Origin of the sequence: Vibrio mytili, assembly GCF_049563345.1 — a bacterium.
GTDB lineage: Bacteria > Pseudomonadota > Gammaproteobacteria > Enterobacterales > Vibrionaceae > Vibrio > Vibrio mytili.
Map to the genome: position 1 here is coordinate 766269 of NZ_CP110481.1, position 17964 is coordinate 784232.

At 44.7% G+C, this 17964-nt stretch carries 15 protein-coding genes; 10 read left to right on the forward strand and 5 right to left on the reverse strand.

From position 1 onward, the window contains the following. Window positions 1–21: 21 nt before the first annotated feature. The 10 genes from flgE to ONE56_RS03665 all read left to right on the forward strand — a co-directional run bounded on the left by flgE (window position 22) and on the right by ONE56_RS03665 (window position 12754). A complete protein-coding gene (gene flgE, locus ONE56_RS03620) occupies window positions 22–1335 on the forward strand; it encodes a flagellar hook protein FlgE (protein WP_041156833.1) in 1314 nt (437 codons plus the stop codon). Window positions 1336–1705: 370 nt separating this feature from the next. After that, a complete protein-coding gene (locus ONE56_RS03625) occupies window positions 1706–2455 on the forward strand; it encodes a flagellar basal body rod protein FlgF (RefSeq protein WP_041156832.1) in 750 nt (249 codons plus the stop codon). Window positions 2456–2473: 18 nt separating this feature from the next. Then, window positions 2474–3262, forward strand: coding sequence for a flagellar basal-body rod protein FlgG (gene flgG / locus ONE56_RS03630; RefSeq protein ID WP_041156831.1), 789 nt, complete (start codon window positions 2474–2476; stop codon window positions 3260–3262). Window positions 3263–3291: 29 nt separating this feature from the next. Continuing rightward, window positions 3292–4071 carry a flagellar basal body L-ring protein FlgH gene (gene flgH / locus ONE56_RS03635; protein WP_423840237.1) on the forward strand — a complete coding sequence of 260 codons (780 nt, stop codon included), beginning with the start codon at window positions 3292–3294 and terminating at the stop codon, window positions 4069–4071. Window positions 4072–4114: 43 nt separating this feature from the next. Beyond that, entirely contained in the window at window positions 4115–5206 is a 1092-nt protein-coding gene (locus ONE56_RS03640) for a flagellar basal body P-ring protein FlgI (RefSeq protein WP_041156829.1), read from the forward strand. A gap of 16 nt (window positions 5207–5222) precedes the next feature. Continuing rightward, window positions 5223–6170, forward strand: coding sequence for a flagellar assembly peptidoglycan hydrolase FlgJ (gene flgJ / locus ONE56_RS03645; protein ID WP_041156828.1), 948 nt, complete (start codon window positions 5223–5225; stop codon window positions 6168–6170). A 163-nt stretch (window positions 6171–6333) separates the two neighbouring features. After that, on the forward strand, window positions 6334–8274 hold the full coding sequence (gene flgK, locus ONE56_RS03650; RefSeq protein ID WP_423840238.1) for a flagellar hook-associated protein FlgK: 1941 nt from the start codon (window positions 6334–6336) through the stop codon (window positions 8272–8274). A gap of 13 nt (window positions 8275–8287) precedes the next feature. Then, on the forward strand, window positions 8288–9481 hold the full coding sequence (flgL, locus tag ONE56_RS03655) for a flagellar hook-associated protein FlgL (RefSeq protein WP_423840239.1): 1194 nt from the start codon (window positions 8288–8290) through the stop codon (window positions 9479–9481). 481 nt (window positions 9482–9962) lie between these two features. Beyond that, on the forward strand, window positions 9963–11117 hold the full coding sequence (locus ONE56_RS03660; protein WP_041156826.1) for a flagellin: 1155 nt from the start codon (window positions 9963–9965) through the stop codon (window positions 11115–11117). A 503-nt stretch (window positions 11118–11620) separates the two neighbouring features. Further along, entirely contained in the window at window positions 11621–12754 is a 1134-nt protein-coding gene (locus tag ONE56_RS03665) for a flagellin (protein WP_415679241.1), read from the forward strand. A gap of 275 nt (window positions 12755–13029) precedes the next feature. On the opposite strand, the gene crr is transcribed toward ONE56_RS03665, so the two are convergent. From crr to cysZ, 5 genes are all read right to left on the reverse strand, one after another. Further along, window positions 13030–13539: a PTS glucose transporter subunit IIA gene (crr, locus tag ONE56_RS03670; protein WP_041154286.1), complete on the reverse strand. Its 510-nt coding sequence runs from the start codon at window positions 13537–13539 to the stop codon at window positions 13030–13032. Between the two features lie 118 nt (window positions 13540–13657). Next, entirely contained in the window at window positions 13658–15382 is a 1725-nt protein-coding gene (gene ptsI / locus ONE56_RS03675) for a phosphoenolpyruvate-protein phosphotransferase PtsI (protein WP_041154285.1), read from the reverse strand. Between the two features lie 141 nt (window positions 15383–15523). Then, window positions 15524–15781, reverse strand: coding sequence for an HPr family phosphocarrier protein (locus tag ONE56_RS03680; protein ID WP_041154284.1), 258 nt, complete (start codon window positions 15779–15781; stop codon window positions 15524–15526). 298 nt (window positions 15782–16079) lie between these two features. Continuing rightward, window positions 16080–17048, reverse strand: a complete 969-nt coding sequence (cysK, locus tag ONE56_RS03685; RefSeq protein ID WP_041154283.1) for a cysteine synthase A — start codon at window positions 17046–17048, stop codon at window positions 16080–16082. A 163-nt stretch (window positions 17049–17211) separates the two neighbouring features. After that, complete coding sequence (gene cysZ / locus ONE56_RS03690) at window positions 17212–17955, reverse strand: sulfate transporter CysZ (protein WP_423840240.1); 744 nt, start codon at window positions 17953–17955, stop codon at window positions 17212–17214. Between the last annotated feature and the right edge of the window lie 9 nt (window positions 17956–17964).

A 17964-nucleotide genomic window follows, 5' to 3' on the forward strand; every position in this document is an offset into this window, starting at 1 on the left:
GCTAGATTAGGAGATTTTGGAATGTCATATGTATCTTTAAGCGGTTTGTCCGCCGCTCAATTGGATTTGAATACCACCAGTAATAACATTGCGAACGCAAACACGTACGGCTTTAAAGAGTCGCGAGCTGAGTTCGCTGATGTTTACTCAAACTCTTTATTCACCAATGCGAAAACCACTCCGGGTGGCGGGGCGCAAGCGAGCCAAGTGGCACAACAGTTCCATGAAGGCTCAAGCATCTACACCAATAATCCAATGGATTTGAGAGTGTCGGGAACCGGCTTCTTCTCAGTTGCAAAGGATCGCTTGGTGCCACAACAAAATGAACTGACGCGTAACGGTGCGTTTCATTTGAATAAAGACAATTACATGGTAACCGCTAACGATGAGTTTTTGCTTGGTTACCAAGTAAACCCAGACACTGGTGATGTTTCGTCTTACGAGCCACAGCCAATCAATATTCCGGCTGAGTTTGGTAAGCCGAAGCAGACAGCAAATATTGAAGTAGGCGTTAACTTACCCGCGAATGGTGATCTGAAAGATCCAACTCAGTTTGATTTTTCCGATCCTGATACATATAACCGCTCAACGTCCTCGACCATATATGATTCAATGGGTCAGTCTTACAAGCTAACAACGTATTACTTGAAAGACCAGACTCAGCCGAATACGTGGAACAGTTACTATACCGTAACGGATAAAGAGGGTGAAAAACCATTAAACATCGCCGCTGGTGATACACAAACCCCTTCTGGCCATATTGGTCACACCATGAAGTTCAACAATGATGGTACGTTGGCAAGCCTAAACAGCGGCAACCCAATTACATCCGTTGCACTCGGTGACCCAGCAACAAACACATCGCCTGTCAATTTAAACGGCGCGGATCCTGCTCAAACGTTGAACCTTGGTTTAGATTCCTCGACTCAGTTTGCAGCGCCGTTCGAGCTGACTAAATTCGATGAAGATGGGGCAACCACTGGCTTCTTAACCAAAGTTGACTTTGACGAAAACGGCAGTGTGTTAGGCACCTATTCAAACGGTGAAAACGTGACATTAGGTCGTGTAGCACTGGTTCGTGTTCCAAATGAACAAGGTTTGGATAAGAAAGGCGGTACGCAATGGAATTCCACTCAAGCATCTGGCGATAAGATTTGGGGAGAATCAAACAAAGGTTCTTTCGGTACCATCAATAATGGCTCTTTAGAGCAGTCGAATATTGATATGACCCAAGAGCTGGTGGATCTGATTTCTGCCCAGCGTAACTTCCAAGCAAACTCGCGTTCGCTCGAAGTGCACAACCAGCTGCAACAAAATATCCTACAGATACGTTAATCTGCTTTGCCAAGTATGGTGGTCTTTGGCCACGATGCTTGGTGGTACAACGACATTCATCTGGTGCTTAGCCTAAATAAACCTCAATTTGGGCTAAGCATATTTTGGAAGTTGATTTTTATATTCAAATATATCAGTTAGTTAATTGGTTGCTGTGCCACACCAGCTTGATTCGTTCTCATGCATTACGTGCACATTGCCGATCTTGCCGCCCTTTCGATCAAAATATTGCCACTTAGATCATCGTCTTCCGATGAACTTGCCGCTTAGACTTTCCCTTTTTATTGCAACTCATTGATAGTTAATTGAAATTAATGTTGGCATAACTATTGCTTTTACTCCTATGTACAGAGAATTTTTGGAGTAATTTATGGATCGCGCACTGTTTCTCGCAATGAGCGGCGCTAAGCAAAACATGCAAGCTTTGCAATTACGCGCTAACAACTTGGCAAACGTCAGTACGACTGGATTTCGTGCTGATTTAGCACAAGCTCGCTCTATGCAAGCGTATGGAGAAGGTCATCCTTCACGTGTATTCAGCATGACAGAAAGTCCTGGCCATAATTTTGCTCAAGGTAGTGTGATCACCACTGGTCGTGATTTGGACATCACCGTTGAAGGCAGCGGCTGGATTTCTGTATTAGATAAGATTGGTAAAGAAGGGTTGACCCGTAACGGTAATCTCAAGATCGATCAAAATGGCATGTTAATGAATGCCAGTGGTCATGTCGTTCTGGGTGAAAATGATGCGCCCATCACTTTACCGATTCCACTCTCCAAAATCGAAATTGGTCGCGATGGCACAATCTCTGTACTACCACAAGGTGCTCCGGCCGAAGAATTACAAGTGGTTGATCGTATCAAGTTAGTCCGTACTGACGATCAAAGCTTATTTAAAGATACCAATGGATTATTCCGTTATACAACTCCAAACCAGCCTTATGAAGCGGACGCCAATGTCAGCATCCAAACCGGTGCGATAGAGGGCAGTAACGTTAATGCAGTAGGCGAAATGACCGCGCTAATTGACTTACAGCGTCAATTTGAAATGCAAGTCAAGATGATGAGCACCGCTGAAGATATGGATAAATCTTCAGATTCACTGCTTCGTATGAGTTAACAGAGTTAGAGGTTCACTATGCATCCAGCACTATGGGTAAGTAAAACAGGTTTAGACGCCCAGCAAACCAACATTGCAACGATTTCAAACAACTTGGCGAACGCCTCTACGGTTGGCTACAAGAAAAGCCGCGCAGTGTTCGAAGACTTGTTTTATCAAAATATTAACCAACCTGGCGGTCAGTCATCACAAAACACCGAGTTGCCAAGCGGTTTAATGTTAGGCGCAGGTTCAAAAGTGGTGGCCACACAAAAAGTACACACGCATGGTAACGCGCAAACCACATCAAACGCGTTGGACATGATGGTAGAAGGAGATGGCTTCTTCCAGGTGACCTTACCGGATGGCAACTTAGGCTATACCCGTAATGGTCAATTTACCTTAAATGGCGAAGGGACGCTGGTAACGTCCGGTTCCGGTTACCCTGTTGAACCTGAAATTGTAATTCCAGAAGATGCGATATCGATTACAGTAGGCACTGATGGCGAAGTCTCGGTTCGAGTTCGTGGTCAGCAGGACAACCAAGTCGTAGGGCAGTTGACGATAACCGACTTTGTCAACCCCGGTGGCCTAGAGCCTATTGGGCAGAACTTGTATTTACCGACCGGCGCGAGCGGCGACCCACAAGAAGGTGTTCCGGGCTTAGATGGTCTGGGAGAAATCCGTCAATCGATGCTTGAAGCCTCAAATGTCAACGTGACAGAAGAGTTGGTCAATATGATTGAAGCCCAGCGCGTTTATGAAATGAACTCAAAAGTCATTTCATCCGTCGACAAGATGATGAGTTTTGTTAATCAGCAGTTGTAGCGATTAAACGTAGGATTAAGGAATTTATGATGAAAAGACTTTGCCTATTAGTGCTGATTTCGACTATGTCTGGTTGTGCTTTGCTGGATCCAATTGAAACGGATGAAGTGAGCCAAGCGACGACCGTAGTAGATGCTGTTGAAGGTGACAAATCAAAGGATGAAAGTGGTGGCTTAGTCGATACTTTACGCGGCAGAAACGACCCCATTGCCGGTGATCCTGCATGGGCCCCAATTCATCCGAAAAAGAGACCAGAACACTATGCGGCAGCGACAGGATCTCTGTTCAATCCTGAACACATTACCGATCTTTATGATGATTCAAAGCCGCGTGGGATCGGCGACATTATTACCGTGACATTAGATGAAACCACAAGTGCTACGAAAAGTGCTAATGCGGATCTATCGAAAAGCAATGATTCCACCATGGACCCGCTTTCTGTTGGCGGAAAAGAGCTGCAAGTTGGGGATAATTACAACTTTTCATATGATTTGAGTAGCAGCAATAGCTTTGTTGGTGATTCGTCAGCGAAGCAAAGTAACAGTATCAGTGGCTATATTACAGTCGAAGTCATTGAAGTACTTGCGAATGGTAACTTAGTGATCCGAGGTGAGAAGTGGATGACCTTGAATACTGGCGATGAATACATTCGTCTGAGTGGCACCATTCGTCCAGATGATATTGCTTATGACAACACAATTGCGTCAAACCGGGTCTCTAACGCAAGAATTCAGTATTCAGGAACGGGTGTGCAACAGGATATGCAAGAGCCTGGATTCTTGGCACGATTCTTTAATGTTGCATTGTAATATGCCGAATTGACGGCAATTTGACTGCAAGAGATAAGTAAACATGAAAAAACTCCTTTTGTTACTGATGAGCGTTGCCGTATTTGCAACAACAGCCCAGGCGGCACGTATTAAAGACGTGGCCCAGGTCGCCGGTGTAAGAAGTAACCAACTGGTAGGTTATGGTTTGGTTTCAGGTTTGCCGGGAACGGGGGAGTCGAATCCGTTTACTGAACAAAGCTTTGCGGCGATGCTGCAAAACTTCGGCATACAAATGCCGCCTGGCACAAAGCCGAAAATTAAAAACGTTGCCGCTGTGATGGTGACTGCAGAGTTACCGCCATTTTCCAAACCAGGTCAGCGTGTAGACGTGACTATCTCCTCGGTTGGTAGCGCTAAGAGCCTGCGTGGCGGCACTTTGCTTCAAACGTTCCTCAAGGGTCTGGATGGTGAAGTCTATGCTGTTGCCCAAGGTAATCTAGTTGTGAGTGGCTTTAGTGCAGAAGGTGCTGACGGTTCTAAAATTGTCGGCAATAATCCAACCGTCGGGCTTATCTCAAGTGGCGCAACGGTAGAGCGAGAAATACCAAACCCATTCGGTCGTGGTGATTATATTACGTTTAATTTACTTGAATCAGATTTTACCACAGCGCAGCGCATGGCAGATGCCGTGAATAACTTCCTAGGTCCTCAAATGGCGAGTGCTGTTGATGCTACCTCCATTCGCGTGCGTGCCCCACGTGATGTTAGCCAACGTGTGGCTTTTTTATCTGCGGTAGAAAATCTCGAGTTTGAGCCCGCGGATGGCGCGGCAAAAATCATTGTCAATTCTCGAACTGGCACCATTGTGGTCGGTAAGCATGTTCGCCTTAAATCGGCTGCTGTGACACACGGTGGCATGACGGTGGCAATCAAAGAGAACTTAGGGGTCAGTCAACCCAATAGCTTCTCTGGTGGGCAAACCGTCGTCGTGCCTGACTCAGATATTGAAGTGAATGAAGAGCAGGGTAAGATGTTTAAATTTGAGCCGGGCCTCACATTGGACGATCTGGTCCGTGCGGTGAATGAAGTGGGTGCCGCACCCTCCGATCTTATGGCGATATTGCAAGCCTTAAAACAAGCTGGGGCCATTGAAGGCCAGCTAATTATCATTTAATCGTTGGGAGAAGAAGATGGTCAATAATCCTAATGATATCGGTTTTGTTCACGACATCAGCTCGTTAGATACATTACGTCAAAAAGCGGTAAAAGAGGGCGAATCTGGTGATAAGCAAGCATTACATGCAGCGGCTCGCCAGTTTGAATCGATTTTTACTTCAATGATGCTGAAGTCAATGCGTGAAGCCAATGAAGGTTTTGAATCTAACTTTTTAAACAGCCAAAATGAAAAATTCTATCGCCAAATGCTGGATGAGCAGATGGCGAGTGAGCTGAGCTCGTCTGGTTCTATGGGGCTGGCGGATATGATCGTTGCTCAACTTACCGCAGGACAAGGTAAGGATAGCAGTGAAACTGCCATGCGCGAGGCGGCAAATAATGCCGTTGAATACCGTCGTGTAGACCCGAAAAAAGCGCGAGAAATCGAGCAACGCTTAATCGAATCAGGTCAGTTATCTCGCCCTGATGCGAGTGTTCAGGTTCCGCGCCAGGAACCTGCTCGCTTCGAGTCGCCAGAGTCGTTTGTTGCTTCTATGAAGCCATATGCCGATCGCGCAGCGAAAGCGCTCGGCGTTGAGCCATCCCTTCTGATTGCTCAAGCGGCATTAGAAACCGGTTGGGGGCAGAAAATGGTCAAGAATGCTTATGGCAGCAGCAACAACCTGTTTAACATTAAGGCTGATAGAAGTTGGCAAGGTGATAAAGTCACAACACAGACATTAGAGTTTCATCAGAATACGCCAGTGAAAGAGACCGCCGCATTCCGCTCTTACTCTAGTTACCAAGACAGCTTCAACGATTATGTTCGTTTCCTCAATGACAACCCACGCTACGAGACCGCGCTTCAGCAGCGCGGGGACTCGGAGTCTTTTATTCGTGGTATACACAGAGCGGGTTATGCAACCGATCCTAATTACGCAGACAAAGTTCTGCAGGTGAAGGAAAAAATCGAAAGCATGTAATCGCTATAGCTAACTCCGCCTATTTTTACTGATGATTCAGGCTTGCCATTGTGCAAGCCTTTCTTTTACCAAATATTCTCGAAGCTTGTTAGCTGGCACACCTTTTGCTTTGTTTCTGTTAGTGGTCGGAAATTACCGATTTATTTTGTTTTTGGGGGCAGGTATGGCATCAGATCTTCTGAATGTAGGTACGCAAAGTGTACTTACGGCTCAGAGGCAGTTAAATACGACTGGTCATAACATTTCTAATGTTAATACAGAAGGTTACAGTCGTCAGTCTGTGGTGCAGGGAACCAACGATCCACGTCAATATGGCGGATCAACCTACGGGATGGGTGTACATGTGGAAAATGTTCGCCGCTCTTGGGATCAGTTTGCCGTTAAAGAGCTCAACATGTCCTCAACCAACAATGCAAACAAAACCGATACGCAAAACAATCTCGATATGCTGTCTAGCATGCTGAGTTCGGTATCATCCAAGAAAATCCCAGAAAACTTAAACGAATGGTTCGACGCAGTGAAAACCATGGCGGACACTCCGAATGATTTAGGTGCGCGCAAAGTGGTGTTGGAAAAAGCCAAAATCTTTTCTGATACATTGAACGATTTTCATGAAAGCGTGCGGCTACAATCCGATGTGACTAACAAAAAACTAGACATGGGGATTGAGCGGGTAAACCAGCTCGGGCAAGAAATTCGCGATATTCATCGTCTTATGATGCGCACACCTGGACCACACAATGATTTGATGGACCAGCATGAAAAGTTAATTTCTGAGCTGTCAGAGTACACCAAAGTCACGGTGACGCCACGTGCTAATGCCGAAGGCTTTAATGTTCACATCGGCAATGGTCATACATTAGTTTCGGGAACGGAATCCAGTCAGCTAAAAATGATTGATGGTGATCCTGACGTTCACCAGCGTCGATTGGCCATGGTCGAAGGCGAGGGCATCAAACCGATCAAAGCGGACGATATTGACGGAAAAATTGGCGCATTACTGGATATGCGAGACCAACATATTCCACAACTGCTTGATGAGATGGGGCGCTTGGCTACTGGCTTTTCATACAAGGTCAATCAGCTTCAATCTCAAGGTTTGGATTTAAATGGTCAAGTAGGTCAAGACATTTTTACCGATGTAAATGCGGATCGGGTGGCGAAATCTCGCGTCTTTGCCGCGCCAAATTCTCAAGCAGATGTTGCTGTCTACATTGATGACATTGCTGCGATTAAAGGCGGTGAGTACTCGCTTCGTTTTGACGGTAGCCAGTACAGCGTGACAACGCCAAAAGGTGAGCAGATTAAGCTGGATATGGCCCAATCGGAATCGTCTTTTGTATTAGACGGCATGCGAGTACAAATTGGTGAAGGGCTTGCGCCTGGTGAACGAGTCTTGCTTCGTCCGACACGCAGTGGTGCTGCCATTATCAAAATGGAAACCAACGACGCCAAAGCCATCGCGGCTCAAAGTTATGAGGCGTCCACCACGTTTGCTCAAGGGGATGCAAAGTTTAAGATTCTGGCTGCGGGGGATGTGAAAGAGTTTGAAGTCACACTACAAGCAGCGGATCAAACACATGACACACCATGGCTCAAAATCACTGACAACAAAGGGAACGTCTTGTCGGATCAATATTCGTATCCGCTAGATAAACAAAATCCACGTATCGAAATATCAGTGCCTGAGAATCACCCCCTGTACAAAAATGGCAGTAAGACGGTATTCGAATTAACCGATGGTGCGTTGCTCAACGATAAGTTTACCGCGAACTTGGTGCCGTCAGAAGGTGATAACGGCAACCTGAGAAAAATGCAGCAGTTGCAAACGAACAAAGTGATGGATGACCAGTCGAGTACCCTGATTGATGTCTACCACAACCTAAATACCGAAGTTGGACTTAAATCTTCGACAGCGAATCGCTTGGCATCCGTAGCAAGCTTAGAACTTGAAGCTGCGCAAGAGCGCGTTGCCTCTATATCGGGGGTCAACCTCGATGAGGAAGCCGCCAATATGATGAAATTTCAGCAAGCTTACATGGCATCTTCGCGCATCATGCAGGCCGCGAATGATACGTTCAATACCATTTTACAACTGAGGTAAGGAGAAGAGATAAGTGTTAACCCGAATTTCTAGTTTCCATAACTATCAGTCAGTACAAAATGACTTACGCCGCCAAGAAAACAAAGTTCATCACAATCAAGAACAATTGGCATCAGGTAAGCAATTATTGAAGCCCAGTGATGATCCATTGGCGACGCATTACATTCAGAACATAGGTCAGCAACAAGAACAACTCAACCAATACTTAAACTCTATCGTCCTAGTTCGCAATCGCTTAGAAAATCAGGAAGTGATGGTTTCGAATGCGGAAGATTTTGCTGATGAGTCAAAGCGACTCACGATGGAAATGATCAATGGTTCGTTTTCTGCAGAAGACAGAGCTGCTAAAAAACGTGAGTTGGAAGAGATCGCCAATAACTTTCTTAACCTAGCTAACTCGCAAGATGAATCCGGTAATTATGTATTTTCCGGCACAAAACCTAAAAATCAGCCTTTTTATCGCGATCATCATGGCGATGTTCAATACGCAGGTGATGATTACCAGCGCAAGATGAAAGTATCTAACATGCTCGAAATGGCAATGAATGACCCCGGTAGCAAGCTATTTATGGAGGTGCCAAACCCGTTTGGTGACTACCAGCCGAATTATGACTTACAACAAGGCTCAGAGCTGCTGTTGCGTAAGGCAACCAATCTTGATGAATCAGATGATGCGTCCTATCGAGTGACGTTTGTCGATATGAGTAGCGGCAAGTTTGGTTATCAGCTTGAACGCAATGGTAAAGTTGTGGATGCGGATGAATTTTCACCGGGTAAAGGCATTGAGTATCAAGGGCTCAAATTACACGTTAAAGGACAGATCACTGCGGGTGACAGTATTGAGATTGAAAAGCGTGATGCGTTTAGTATTTTTGATACGTTTAACCAAGCGATGTCATGGTCAGAAAAGCCTGTATCAGACGCCTCTGCAACGGCGGAGCTCCACCAGATGACAGAGGAGTTTCAAGCAGCGTTTGTGCATTTAAACAAAGCACGAACCGATGTAGGGGCAAGATTGAGCACGCTGGATATCCAAGAGCAAAATCATGAAGACTTTAACTTGTCACTCGCTAAGGCAAAAAGCAATTTTGAAGATCTGGATTACTCCAAAGCGGTGATTGAATTTAGTGAAAACTCAAGAGCTTTACAGGCGTCACAGCAAGCCTTCGGTAAAACGAAAGATCTGACATTATTTAATTACATTTGATGCGTCTGTCGTGAAAGGTTGAATGTTGTAAAAGCAGTAGACGATGAATTTTTAAGCCTTATGAGCCATGCCTTAAGTGCACAAAATTCCTTCGTACGATGTGTTTTTTTATATTCAACTTGGTGAGTTTTGCGGCAGGTTTTTACCGAATGCGGCAATGAATCTAGCGGCAAACTCAGTGGCAATCATCGGATGCCATGCTTGATAAACAGCAAATAGTGTTGAAACTACTAACTTAAGATTTATTTTAACTAATTGTTTTATATTGCTTTTATTGTTTTATTTGAAGAGGTTGTTAAGTTGGCATACAAATTGAATTGTATTAAACAGCAAACAAATAAATCGAAACCTGTTTCTAGAATCTAAATCCTATGTCGTGCTGGCAGCAGGTTTAGCAAGTGATTTTTACGGTCAGTGCTTATCCAAATGAGAGTAAAGCTGGCCGCTTCGCAGAAGCTTGCGAACTCAAAAGGAGAGCAAAATGGCTGTAACAGTAAGTACTAACGTTTCCGCGATGACCGCGCAGCGTTACCTGAACAAAGCGACCGATGAACTTAATACTTCGATGGAGCGTTTATCATCGGGTCATAAAATCAACAGTGCGAAAGATGACGCTGCAGGTTTACAGATCTCGAACCGTTTGACGGCACAGTCTCGTGGCCTTGATGTTGCGATGCGCAACGCAAACGATGGTATTTCTATTGCGCAAACGGCCGAAGGTGCAATGAACGAAGCGACGTCTGTTATGCAGCGAATGCGTGATTTGGCTATCCAGTCATCTAACGGCACAAACTCTCCCGCTGAGCGTCAAGCGATCAATGAGGAGTCGTCAGCATTGATTGATGAACTGAACCGTATTGCTGAAACAACCTCGTTTGGTGGCCGTCGATTGCTCAATGGTTCGTTTGGTGAAGCCGCATTCCAGATAGGTGCAAGCTCGGGTGAAGCCATGATCATGGGGTTAACCAGCATTCGTGCTGATGACACCCGTATGGGTGGCGTGACCTTTTTATCCGAAAACGGCAAAGGGAAAGATTGGCAAGTGGATCCTGCGCAATCTGACCTGAGTATTACGCTACCAGGCATGGGGCAGGATGAAGATGGTAATGTTGATGACTTAGAAATCAATATAACGGCCAAAGCAGGGGATGATATTGAAGAACTGGCCACTTACATTAACGGTCAATCTGATATGATTAATGCGTCGGTGAGTGAAGATGGTAAACTTCAAGTGTTTGTTGCGCACCCAAATGTTCAAGGTGATATTTCAATTTCTGGCGGATTAGCATCGGAGCTTGGCTTGACTGATGAAGCGATTAGAACCTCGGTACAAGATATTGATATGACGACGGTTCAAGGCTCACAGAACGCTATATCTGTGTTGGACTCCGCCCTAAAGTACGTGGACTCACAACGTGCTGATCTTGGTGCGAAGCAGAACCGATTGAGCCACAGTATTAACAACTTGGCCAATATCCAAGAAAACGTTGACGCTTCAAACAGCCGAATTAAAGACACCGATTTTGCGAAAGAAACCACGCAAATGACGAAAGCACAAATTTTGCAGCAAGCAGGGACCTCGATTCTTGCTCAAGCGAAACAGTTGCCAAACTCTGCAATGTCACTATTGCAGTAGTTTACTTGACCTGTATTCAATTCATCCAGACGTGGATGCGAATACAGGTTTTTGGCAAGCAACTTTATAACATTATGAGCGGCTCTCTCATCTCTCACCTGCCAATCATTTTCAATGTAAAGTTGCACTCGGTATGCCGGATGTGTGTTCATTTCTCTTGATCTCCACATGGCTCTGGCGACCAACCCAGCCCCAGTTCTCTCAAAGGAAAAGGGGCTTTTTCTTTTCTGCTAATCCTCGTTATCACTCTTAATCTTTTTCTACCTAACGTCCACACGACGCCTGCCTACTGCTGGAGCCATTCGGCTTGTTTTTTCGAAACTTGAGTGTTTTTTATTATTTTTCTCCCATTTTATTAGCGAGATCTCGCTAGGTTACTTTTTTCTAATTTTCTCTAAAGCTTCTGAGCTCGGTGTCGTTAATAAAAGTAACTTTGAGAGAACTACTTGGTTTTCCGAGACGTCGGAAACCGCTACACCGGAAAATCAATTGGAGAAATCACCATGGCAGTGAATGTAAACACAAACGTATCAGCAATGACCGCTCAGCGTTACCTAAACAACGCAAACTCCGCTCAACAAACGTCGATGGAGCGTCTATCTTCAGGCTTTAAAATCAACAGCGCGAAGGACGATGCAGCGGGTCTGCAAATTTCCAATCGCTTGAATGTCCAAAGTCGTGGTTTGGATGTCGCGGTACGTAATGCGAATGACGGTATTTCCATTGCCCAGACCGCTGAAGGCGCAATGAACGAAACGACCAACATTCTGCAACGCATGCGTGATTTATCGCTACAATCAGCAAACGGCTCGAACTCAAAAGCAGAGCGTGTGGCGATTCAAGAAGAAGTGACGGCATTGAATGATGAGTTAAACCGTATCGCAGAAACCACGTCTTTTGGTGGTAACAAACTGCTAAACGGTACTCATGGTGCTAAGTCGTTCCAAATCGGCGCAGACAACGGTGAAGCCGTGATGCTTGAGCTAAAAGACATGCGCTCAGACAACAAAATGATGGGTGGTGTCAGCTACCAAGCTGAAAACGCGAAAGACAAAAACTGGAGTGTGTCTGCAGACAGTTCTGATCTAAATATCAGCCTGACAGACAGCTTTGGCCAAGAGCAAGAGATCACCATTAACGCAAAGCAAGGCGATGATATTGAAGAGCTTGCAACCTACATCAATGGTCAAACAGACCTAGTGAAAGCGTCGGTCGACCAAGATGGCAAACTGCAAATTTTTGCCGGTAACAACAAAGTTGATGGTGAAGTATCACTATCTGGTGGTTTGGCGGGTGAGCTTGGCTTTGGTGATGGACAAGAAGTCACAGTTAACACTATTGATGTAACGTCCGTGGGTGGCGCGCAAGAGTCAGTTGCGATTATCGATGCAGCATTGAAGTACGTGGACAGCCACCGCGCAGAATTGGGTGCGTTCCAAAACCGTTTCAACCATGCCATCAACAACTTGGATAACATCAACGAAAACGTGAACGCGTCGAAGAGCCGTATCAAAGATACTGACTTCGCGAAAGAAACCACCGCGATGACCAAGTCACAAATTCTATCGCAAGCGTCAAGTTCTATCCTGGCGCAAGCGAAACAAGCGCCAAACTCAGCGCTAAGTCTGCTTGGATAGTAACGCCTATTTCGAGCAAGTAACTAAGTCGAGCAAGTAACTATTTCGATTAAGTAACAAGCATCTGAGGTTACTTGAGTAGAAAGTAAAAACCTAGCTTAGAAGGCTAGGTTTTTTGATATTGTAGGGGGTGTTATTTCTAATATAAACAATAAGTTACTTATCCTGATTGGTATTGCTTAGGTAAGTAAGCGTCATCCTTTAGATCATACAATATCAGAAATAAAAAACGCTGCCTTTTGGCAGCGTTTTCTTCGCGTTGTACTGAGTAAAAATTACTTAGTTACACGTAGAACTGGTGTTTCACCAACAGTTACAGAACCAGAAAGTTTGTTCAACTCTTTGATTTCATCCATGTTAGAGATAACAACTGGAGTTAGCGTTGATTTCGCTTTCTCTTCTAGAAGAGCTAGATCGAATTCAATGATAGTGTCGCCAGCTTTAACAGTTTGACCTTCTTCAGCGATGCGAGTGAAGCCTTCGCCTTTTAGTTCAACGGTATCGATACCGAAGTGAACGAATAGCTCAACACCGTCGTCAGACTCGATAGAGAATGCGTGGTTAGTTTCGAAGATCTTACCGATAGTACCGTTTACAGGAGCTACCATTTTGTTGCCTGCTGGCTTGATAGCAATACCGTCACCAACGATTTTCTCAGCGAAAACAACGTCTGGCACGTCTTCGATGTTTACGATTTCACCTGAAAGAGGTGCGATAATTTCGATAGCACCAGCTTCAGCACTGTCATCAGATACAAGCTTCTTAAGTTTATCAAACAGACCCATTGTGTCATGCTCCTAAGGTTTTGGTTTTATTCTGTCGAATTATAGTATACCAATATAGCGCATTAGACGACTTTTTTCGCCGTCTAATGCAGATTAAGTATTGAATTTCTTGGTACTACTACTTAGATTTCTCAGCAATGAATTTTTCTACTACCGCTTCAATTTCTGCTGCTGTTGGTAGAGAAAGGGCTTCTTCAGCCATTGCTTTTACTTCTGCGAAGTTTGAGTTACGAACGACTTTCTTCACTTTCGGGATTGAAATGCCGCTCATAGAGAACTCGTCCAGACCCATACCTAGAAGTAGAAGTGTTGCGCGCTCGTCACCTGCAAGCTCACCACACATACCTGTCCATTTACCTTCAGCATGAGATGCATCGATCACTTGCTTAATTACAGTCAGTACCGCTGGTGATAGCGGGTTGTAAAGATGAGAAATCATCTCGTTACCACGGTCCACAGCAAGTGTATATTGAGTCAAGTCGTTTGTACCGATAGAGAAGAATGACACTTCTTTCGCTAGGTGGTGCGCAATTGCAGCCGCTGCTGGAGTTTCTACCATAACACCGATTTCGATGTTTTCGTCAAAAGCATGACCTTCAGCACGTAGCTCTTCTTTGTACTCTTCAATTGCTTTCTTCAGTTCACGGATTTCCTCAACAGAGATGATCATCGGGAACATAATGCGCAGTTTACCGTGTGCTGACGCACGTAGGATACCACGTAATTGGTCACGAAGAATTTCACGACGATCCAAGCTGATACGTACCGCACGCCAGCCTAGGAACGGGTTCATCTCTTGTGGAAGATCCATGTAAGGAAGATCTTTATCACCGCCGATATCCATTGTACGGATGATCACAGCTTGACCACTCATTGCTTCTGCAACTTCTTTGTACGCTTGGTACTGTTCTTCTTCAGTTGGTAGCGCAGAGCGATCCATGAATAAGAATTCAGTACGGTACAGGCCAACACCTTCGCCACCGTTACGGATGATACCATCACAGTCTTTTACCGTACCGATGTTACCGCATACTTCAACGCGATGACCGTCAGTCGTTTCTGCGTGTAAATCTTTAAGTTTTGCTAGCTCTTCTTTTTCTGCTAGGAATTCAGCTTTAACTGCTTTCGCTTCTTCTAGCTCTGCCTCAGAAGGGTTCACAACAATCTTGTTATTCATCGCGTCAAGAATCAGCATGTCGCCATTCTTCACTTGCTTAGTGATGTCGTTGGTACCAACGATAGCTGGAAGCTCAAGTGAGCGAGCCATAATAGAAGTGTGAGATGTACGGCCACCGATGTCACAGCCAAAACCCAGTACGTAGTCTAGGTTGATTTGAGCTGTTTCTGATGGCGTTAGGTCGTAAGCGACCAAGATGACTTCTTCGTTAATATCGCTTAGTGAAACGATATTGATACCTAATGCGTTTTTAACGAAGCGAGAGCCGATATCACGGATATCTGTTGCACGCTCTTTTAGGTATTCGTCATCAAGTGATTCAAGCGCAGTTGCTTGCTCTTCAATAACTGAGTAGATTGCGTGATCTGCAGTCAACTTGTCGTCTTTGATCAGTGCTAGGATTTCTTCCTCTAGCTCTTCATCTTCAAGAAGCATGATGTGACCTTCAAAGATCGCTTCTTTTTCTTCACCGAACGTTTCAAGTGCTTTTTGCTTGATAGTTTCTAGCTGAGCAGCAGACTTGTCACGAGCGTCAAAGAAACGCTGAACTTCAGCTTCTACTTGATCATCAGAAATAGTGTTTTTGTTTAGGACAATTTCATCTTCTTGAAGTAGTAGTGCTTTACCGATTGCAATACCAGGAGATGCTAGGATGCCTGAAATCATAGCCTTACCTTAAGTTTGGTCAACTTTATAAAAACGGGAGAATAATGGATGCGCTAACGAATAGTCTTAGCTTAGTTTAGAGCCTATTTCCAACAAAGCCATTTTGTTTTCACAAAATGGCTTTGGGAGTCGAAGACCGGATTAGTGTAGTTGGTCCATAAGAGCAACTAGGTGGTCTACTGCTTGCTGAGCTTGAGGGCCTTCAGCAGAAATAGTAACTTCAGTACCTTTTACTAGGCCTAGTGTTTGAAGTTTGAATAGGCTCTTAGCGCTAGCGCTTTTACCATTAGAAGTCACAGTGATGTCTGCGTCGAATGCTTTCGCTTCTTTAACAAACTGTGCAGCTGGACGAGTGTGAAGACCATTTTCTGCAGTGATTTCTACTTGCTTCTCGTACATGTGATATACCCCAATAAATGTATTTTTTTGTTAGTAGTGACTAATATAAAGCTTACCCGCTTTGCTGCTTGTGCGCTAGCACCTGAGAGTTCAAAGCGTATCACTTCTGATACTAGCCAAAAGTTTAGCAAATACGCAACTATTTGCTTGCGTAATTACTTTGAAACCTTTTTGTGTTTTGCTTCTTTATTTTGAAGCTAAAAATAAAACACCCCGATATTACCAAAGGTTGAGCTGGGATCAACAAAAAAGCCCCTAAGCGGGGCTTTTTTAGACGAAAAATTGATTTGAACACATATTACTGTTCGTTCTCTTTCTCCGTAAAAATGCCGGAAAATAGAGCGGTACTTAGATAACGCTCACCTGAGCTTGGAAGGATTGCAACGATAGTTTTTCCTTCAAATTCAGGGAGTTCTGCTAGGCGATTTGCAGCAACAACTGCAGCCCCAGAAGAGATACCAGCAAGGATACCTTCCTCTTCCATTAGTCGGCGAGCCATCTCAATGGCGTCTTCAGAAGTCACTGGCTCAACACGGTCTAGAAGTTCTAAATCTAAGTTTCCAGGGATGAAACCTGCACCGATACCTTGAATTTTGTGCGGTGCTGGTTGGATTTCTTCACCGGCGAGTGCTTGTGCGATGACTGGTGATTCTGCCGGTTCGACGGCAACAGAAGTAATTGCTTTGCCTTTTTCGCCTTTAATGTAACGGCTTGTACCCGTAATTGTGCCACCAGTACCCACACCAGCGACAAGGACATCAATCTCGCCGTCAGTTGCTTCCCAAATTTCAGGGCCGGTTGTCTTCTCGTGAATTTCTGGGTTTGCTGGGTTGTTGAATTGTTGTAGAAGTAGGTACTGAGCTGGGTTACTTGCGACGATTTCTTCTGCTTTAGCAATCGCACCTTTCATACCTTTAGCCGCTTCTGTCAGTTCTAGGTTTGCACCAAGTGCTTTCAGTAGCTTACGACGTTCCAGACTCATTGATTCAGGCATAGTTAGCGTCAGCTTGTATCCGCGAGCTGCCGCTACGAAAGCCAAAGCAATACCGGTGTTACCACTGGTTGGTTCTACCAACTCTACACCAGGCTTGAGTTTGCCTGATTTCTCAGCATCCCAGATCATGTTTGCGCCGATACGGCACTTAACACTAAAACTTGGGTTACGTGCTTCGATTTTTGCTAGCACGTTACCTTTACTTACTTTGTTAAGGCGGACTAGGGGAGTGTTACCAATAGTGAGAGAGTTATCTTCGTAGATTTTGCTCATTGTTATGTTCCTTCATTACACGTTTTGTGAATATGACTAAAAGAATATGCGGTATGAAAAAAAGGGAAAAGGATTAAAAAGTTATATCTTATTAGGTTGTCCGGCGAGTTTGGTAAACAAAAGGAAAAGCGAGTGCTTTTCCTTTTTTATCTTCACCAAACACTTAACGTTGATTTTTAAACTCTGTTACCCACATGGCGGTGGCGCCGCAGATTGCAACAGGCATGACGATAAGGTTTAAGATTGGAATAGTAGTGAAAATAGAAACCAAAACACCAAAACCGTACGCCTTCCCTTGTTTTTGTTTCAATTTGTAACGCATGTCATGGAAGGGGACTTTGTGGTTATCGAACGGATAGTCGCAATATTGTATCGCCAGCATCCATGCAGTGAAAATGAACCATAAAAATGGGCCGACGGTTTGTCCTAGTGCCGGAATGAGCAATAACAAAAACAACCCAATGGCTTTTGGTAGCGTGTATAACAGCTTTCTCCACTCTCGGGCTAATACTCTTGGCACATCTTTTATGACTGCAGCGAAGCCATCATCGTTTAGTTTTTTTCCAGTCAGTGCCTCTTCTACTTTTTCGGCCAGTAATCCATTAAATGGTGCGGCAATGAAGTTCGCTAGCGTACTGAAAAAGTAAGAGAATGTGGCAAGGATTGTGAGTGCGAGTAGAGGCCAAAGTAAATAGCTTAACCACGACAAAAAGTCTGGTAATTGCCCCAACCAACCTTCAATCCAAACGTTCAAGTGAGAAAAAAGGTAGAATATTGCACCACCGACGAGCATTATGTTGGCTAGTAAAGGCAACACGACAAAGCGTCTTATCTGTGGAGAGAGAGCTAATTGTATTCCGTATAGGAAATAACCGAACCCGGTTCTTTGTTGGTTGTTAAACTGCATATCCAATTC

Bases quoted from the DNA above. Each gene is read 5' to 3' on its own strand.
- flgE (WP_041156833.1), top strand. From the start codon at position 22: ATGTCATATGTATCTTTAAGCGGTTTGTCCGCCGCTCAATTGGATTTG.
- ONE56_RS03625 (WP_041156832.1), top strand. From the start codon at position 1,706: ATGGATCGCGCACTGTTTCTCGCAATGAGCGGCGCTAAGCAAAACATG.
- flgG (WP_041156831.1), top strand. From the start codon at position 2,474: ATGCATCCAGCACTATGGGTAAGTAAAACAGGTTTAGACGCCCAGCAA.
- flgH (WP_423840237.1), top strand. From the start codon at position 3,292: ATGAAAAGACTTTGCCTATTAGTGCTGATTTCGACTATGTCTGGTTGT.
- ONE56_RS03640 (WP_041156829.1), top strand. From the start codon at position 4,115: ATGAAAAAACTCCTTTTGTTACTGATGAGCGTTGCCGTATTTGCAACA.
- flgJ (WP_041156828.1), top strand. From the start codon at position 5,223: ATGGTCAATAATCCTAATGATATCGGTTTTGTTCACGACATCAGCTCG.
- flgK (WP_423840238.1), top strand. From the start codon at position 6,334: ATGGCATCAGATCTTCTGAATGTAGGTACGCAAAGTGTACTTACGGCT.
- ONE56_RS03660 (WP_041156826.1), top strand. From the start codon at position 9,963: ATGGCTGTAACAGTAAGTACTAACGTTTCCGCGATGACCGCGCAGCGT.
- ONE56_RS03665 (WP_415679241.1), top strand. From the start codon at position 11,621: ATGGCAGTGAATGTAAACACAAACGTATCAGCAATGACCGCTCAGCGT.
- crr (WP_041154286.1), bottom strand. From the start codon at position 13,539: ATGGGTCTGTTTGATAAACTTAAGAAGCTTGTATCTGATGACAGTGCT.
- ptsI (WP_041154285.1), bottom strand. From the start codon at position 15,382: ATGATTTCAGGCATCCTAGCATCTCCTGGTATTGCAATCGGTAAAGCA.
- ONE56_RS03680 (WP_041154284.1), bottom strand. From the start codon at position 15,781: ATGTACGAGAAGCAAGTAGAAATCACTGCAGAAAATGGTCTTCACACT.
- cysK (WP_041154283.1), bottom strand. From the start codon at position 17,048: ATGAGCAAAATCTACGAAGATAACTCTCTCACTATTGGTAACACTCCC.
- cysZ (WP_423840240.1), bottom strand. From the start codon at position 17,955: ATGCAGTTTAACAACCAACAAAGAACCGGGTTCGGTTATTTCCTATAC.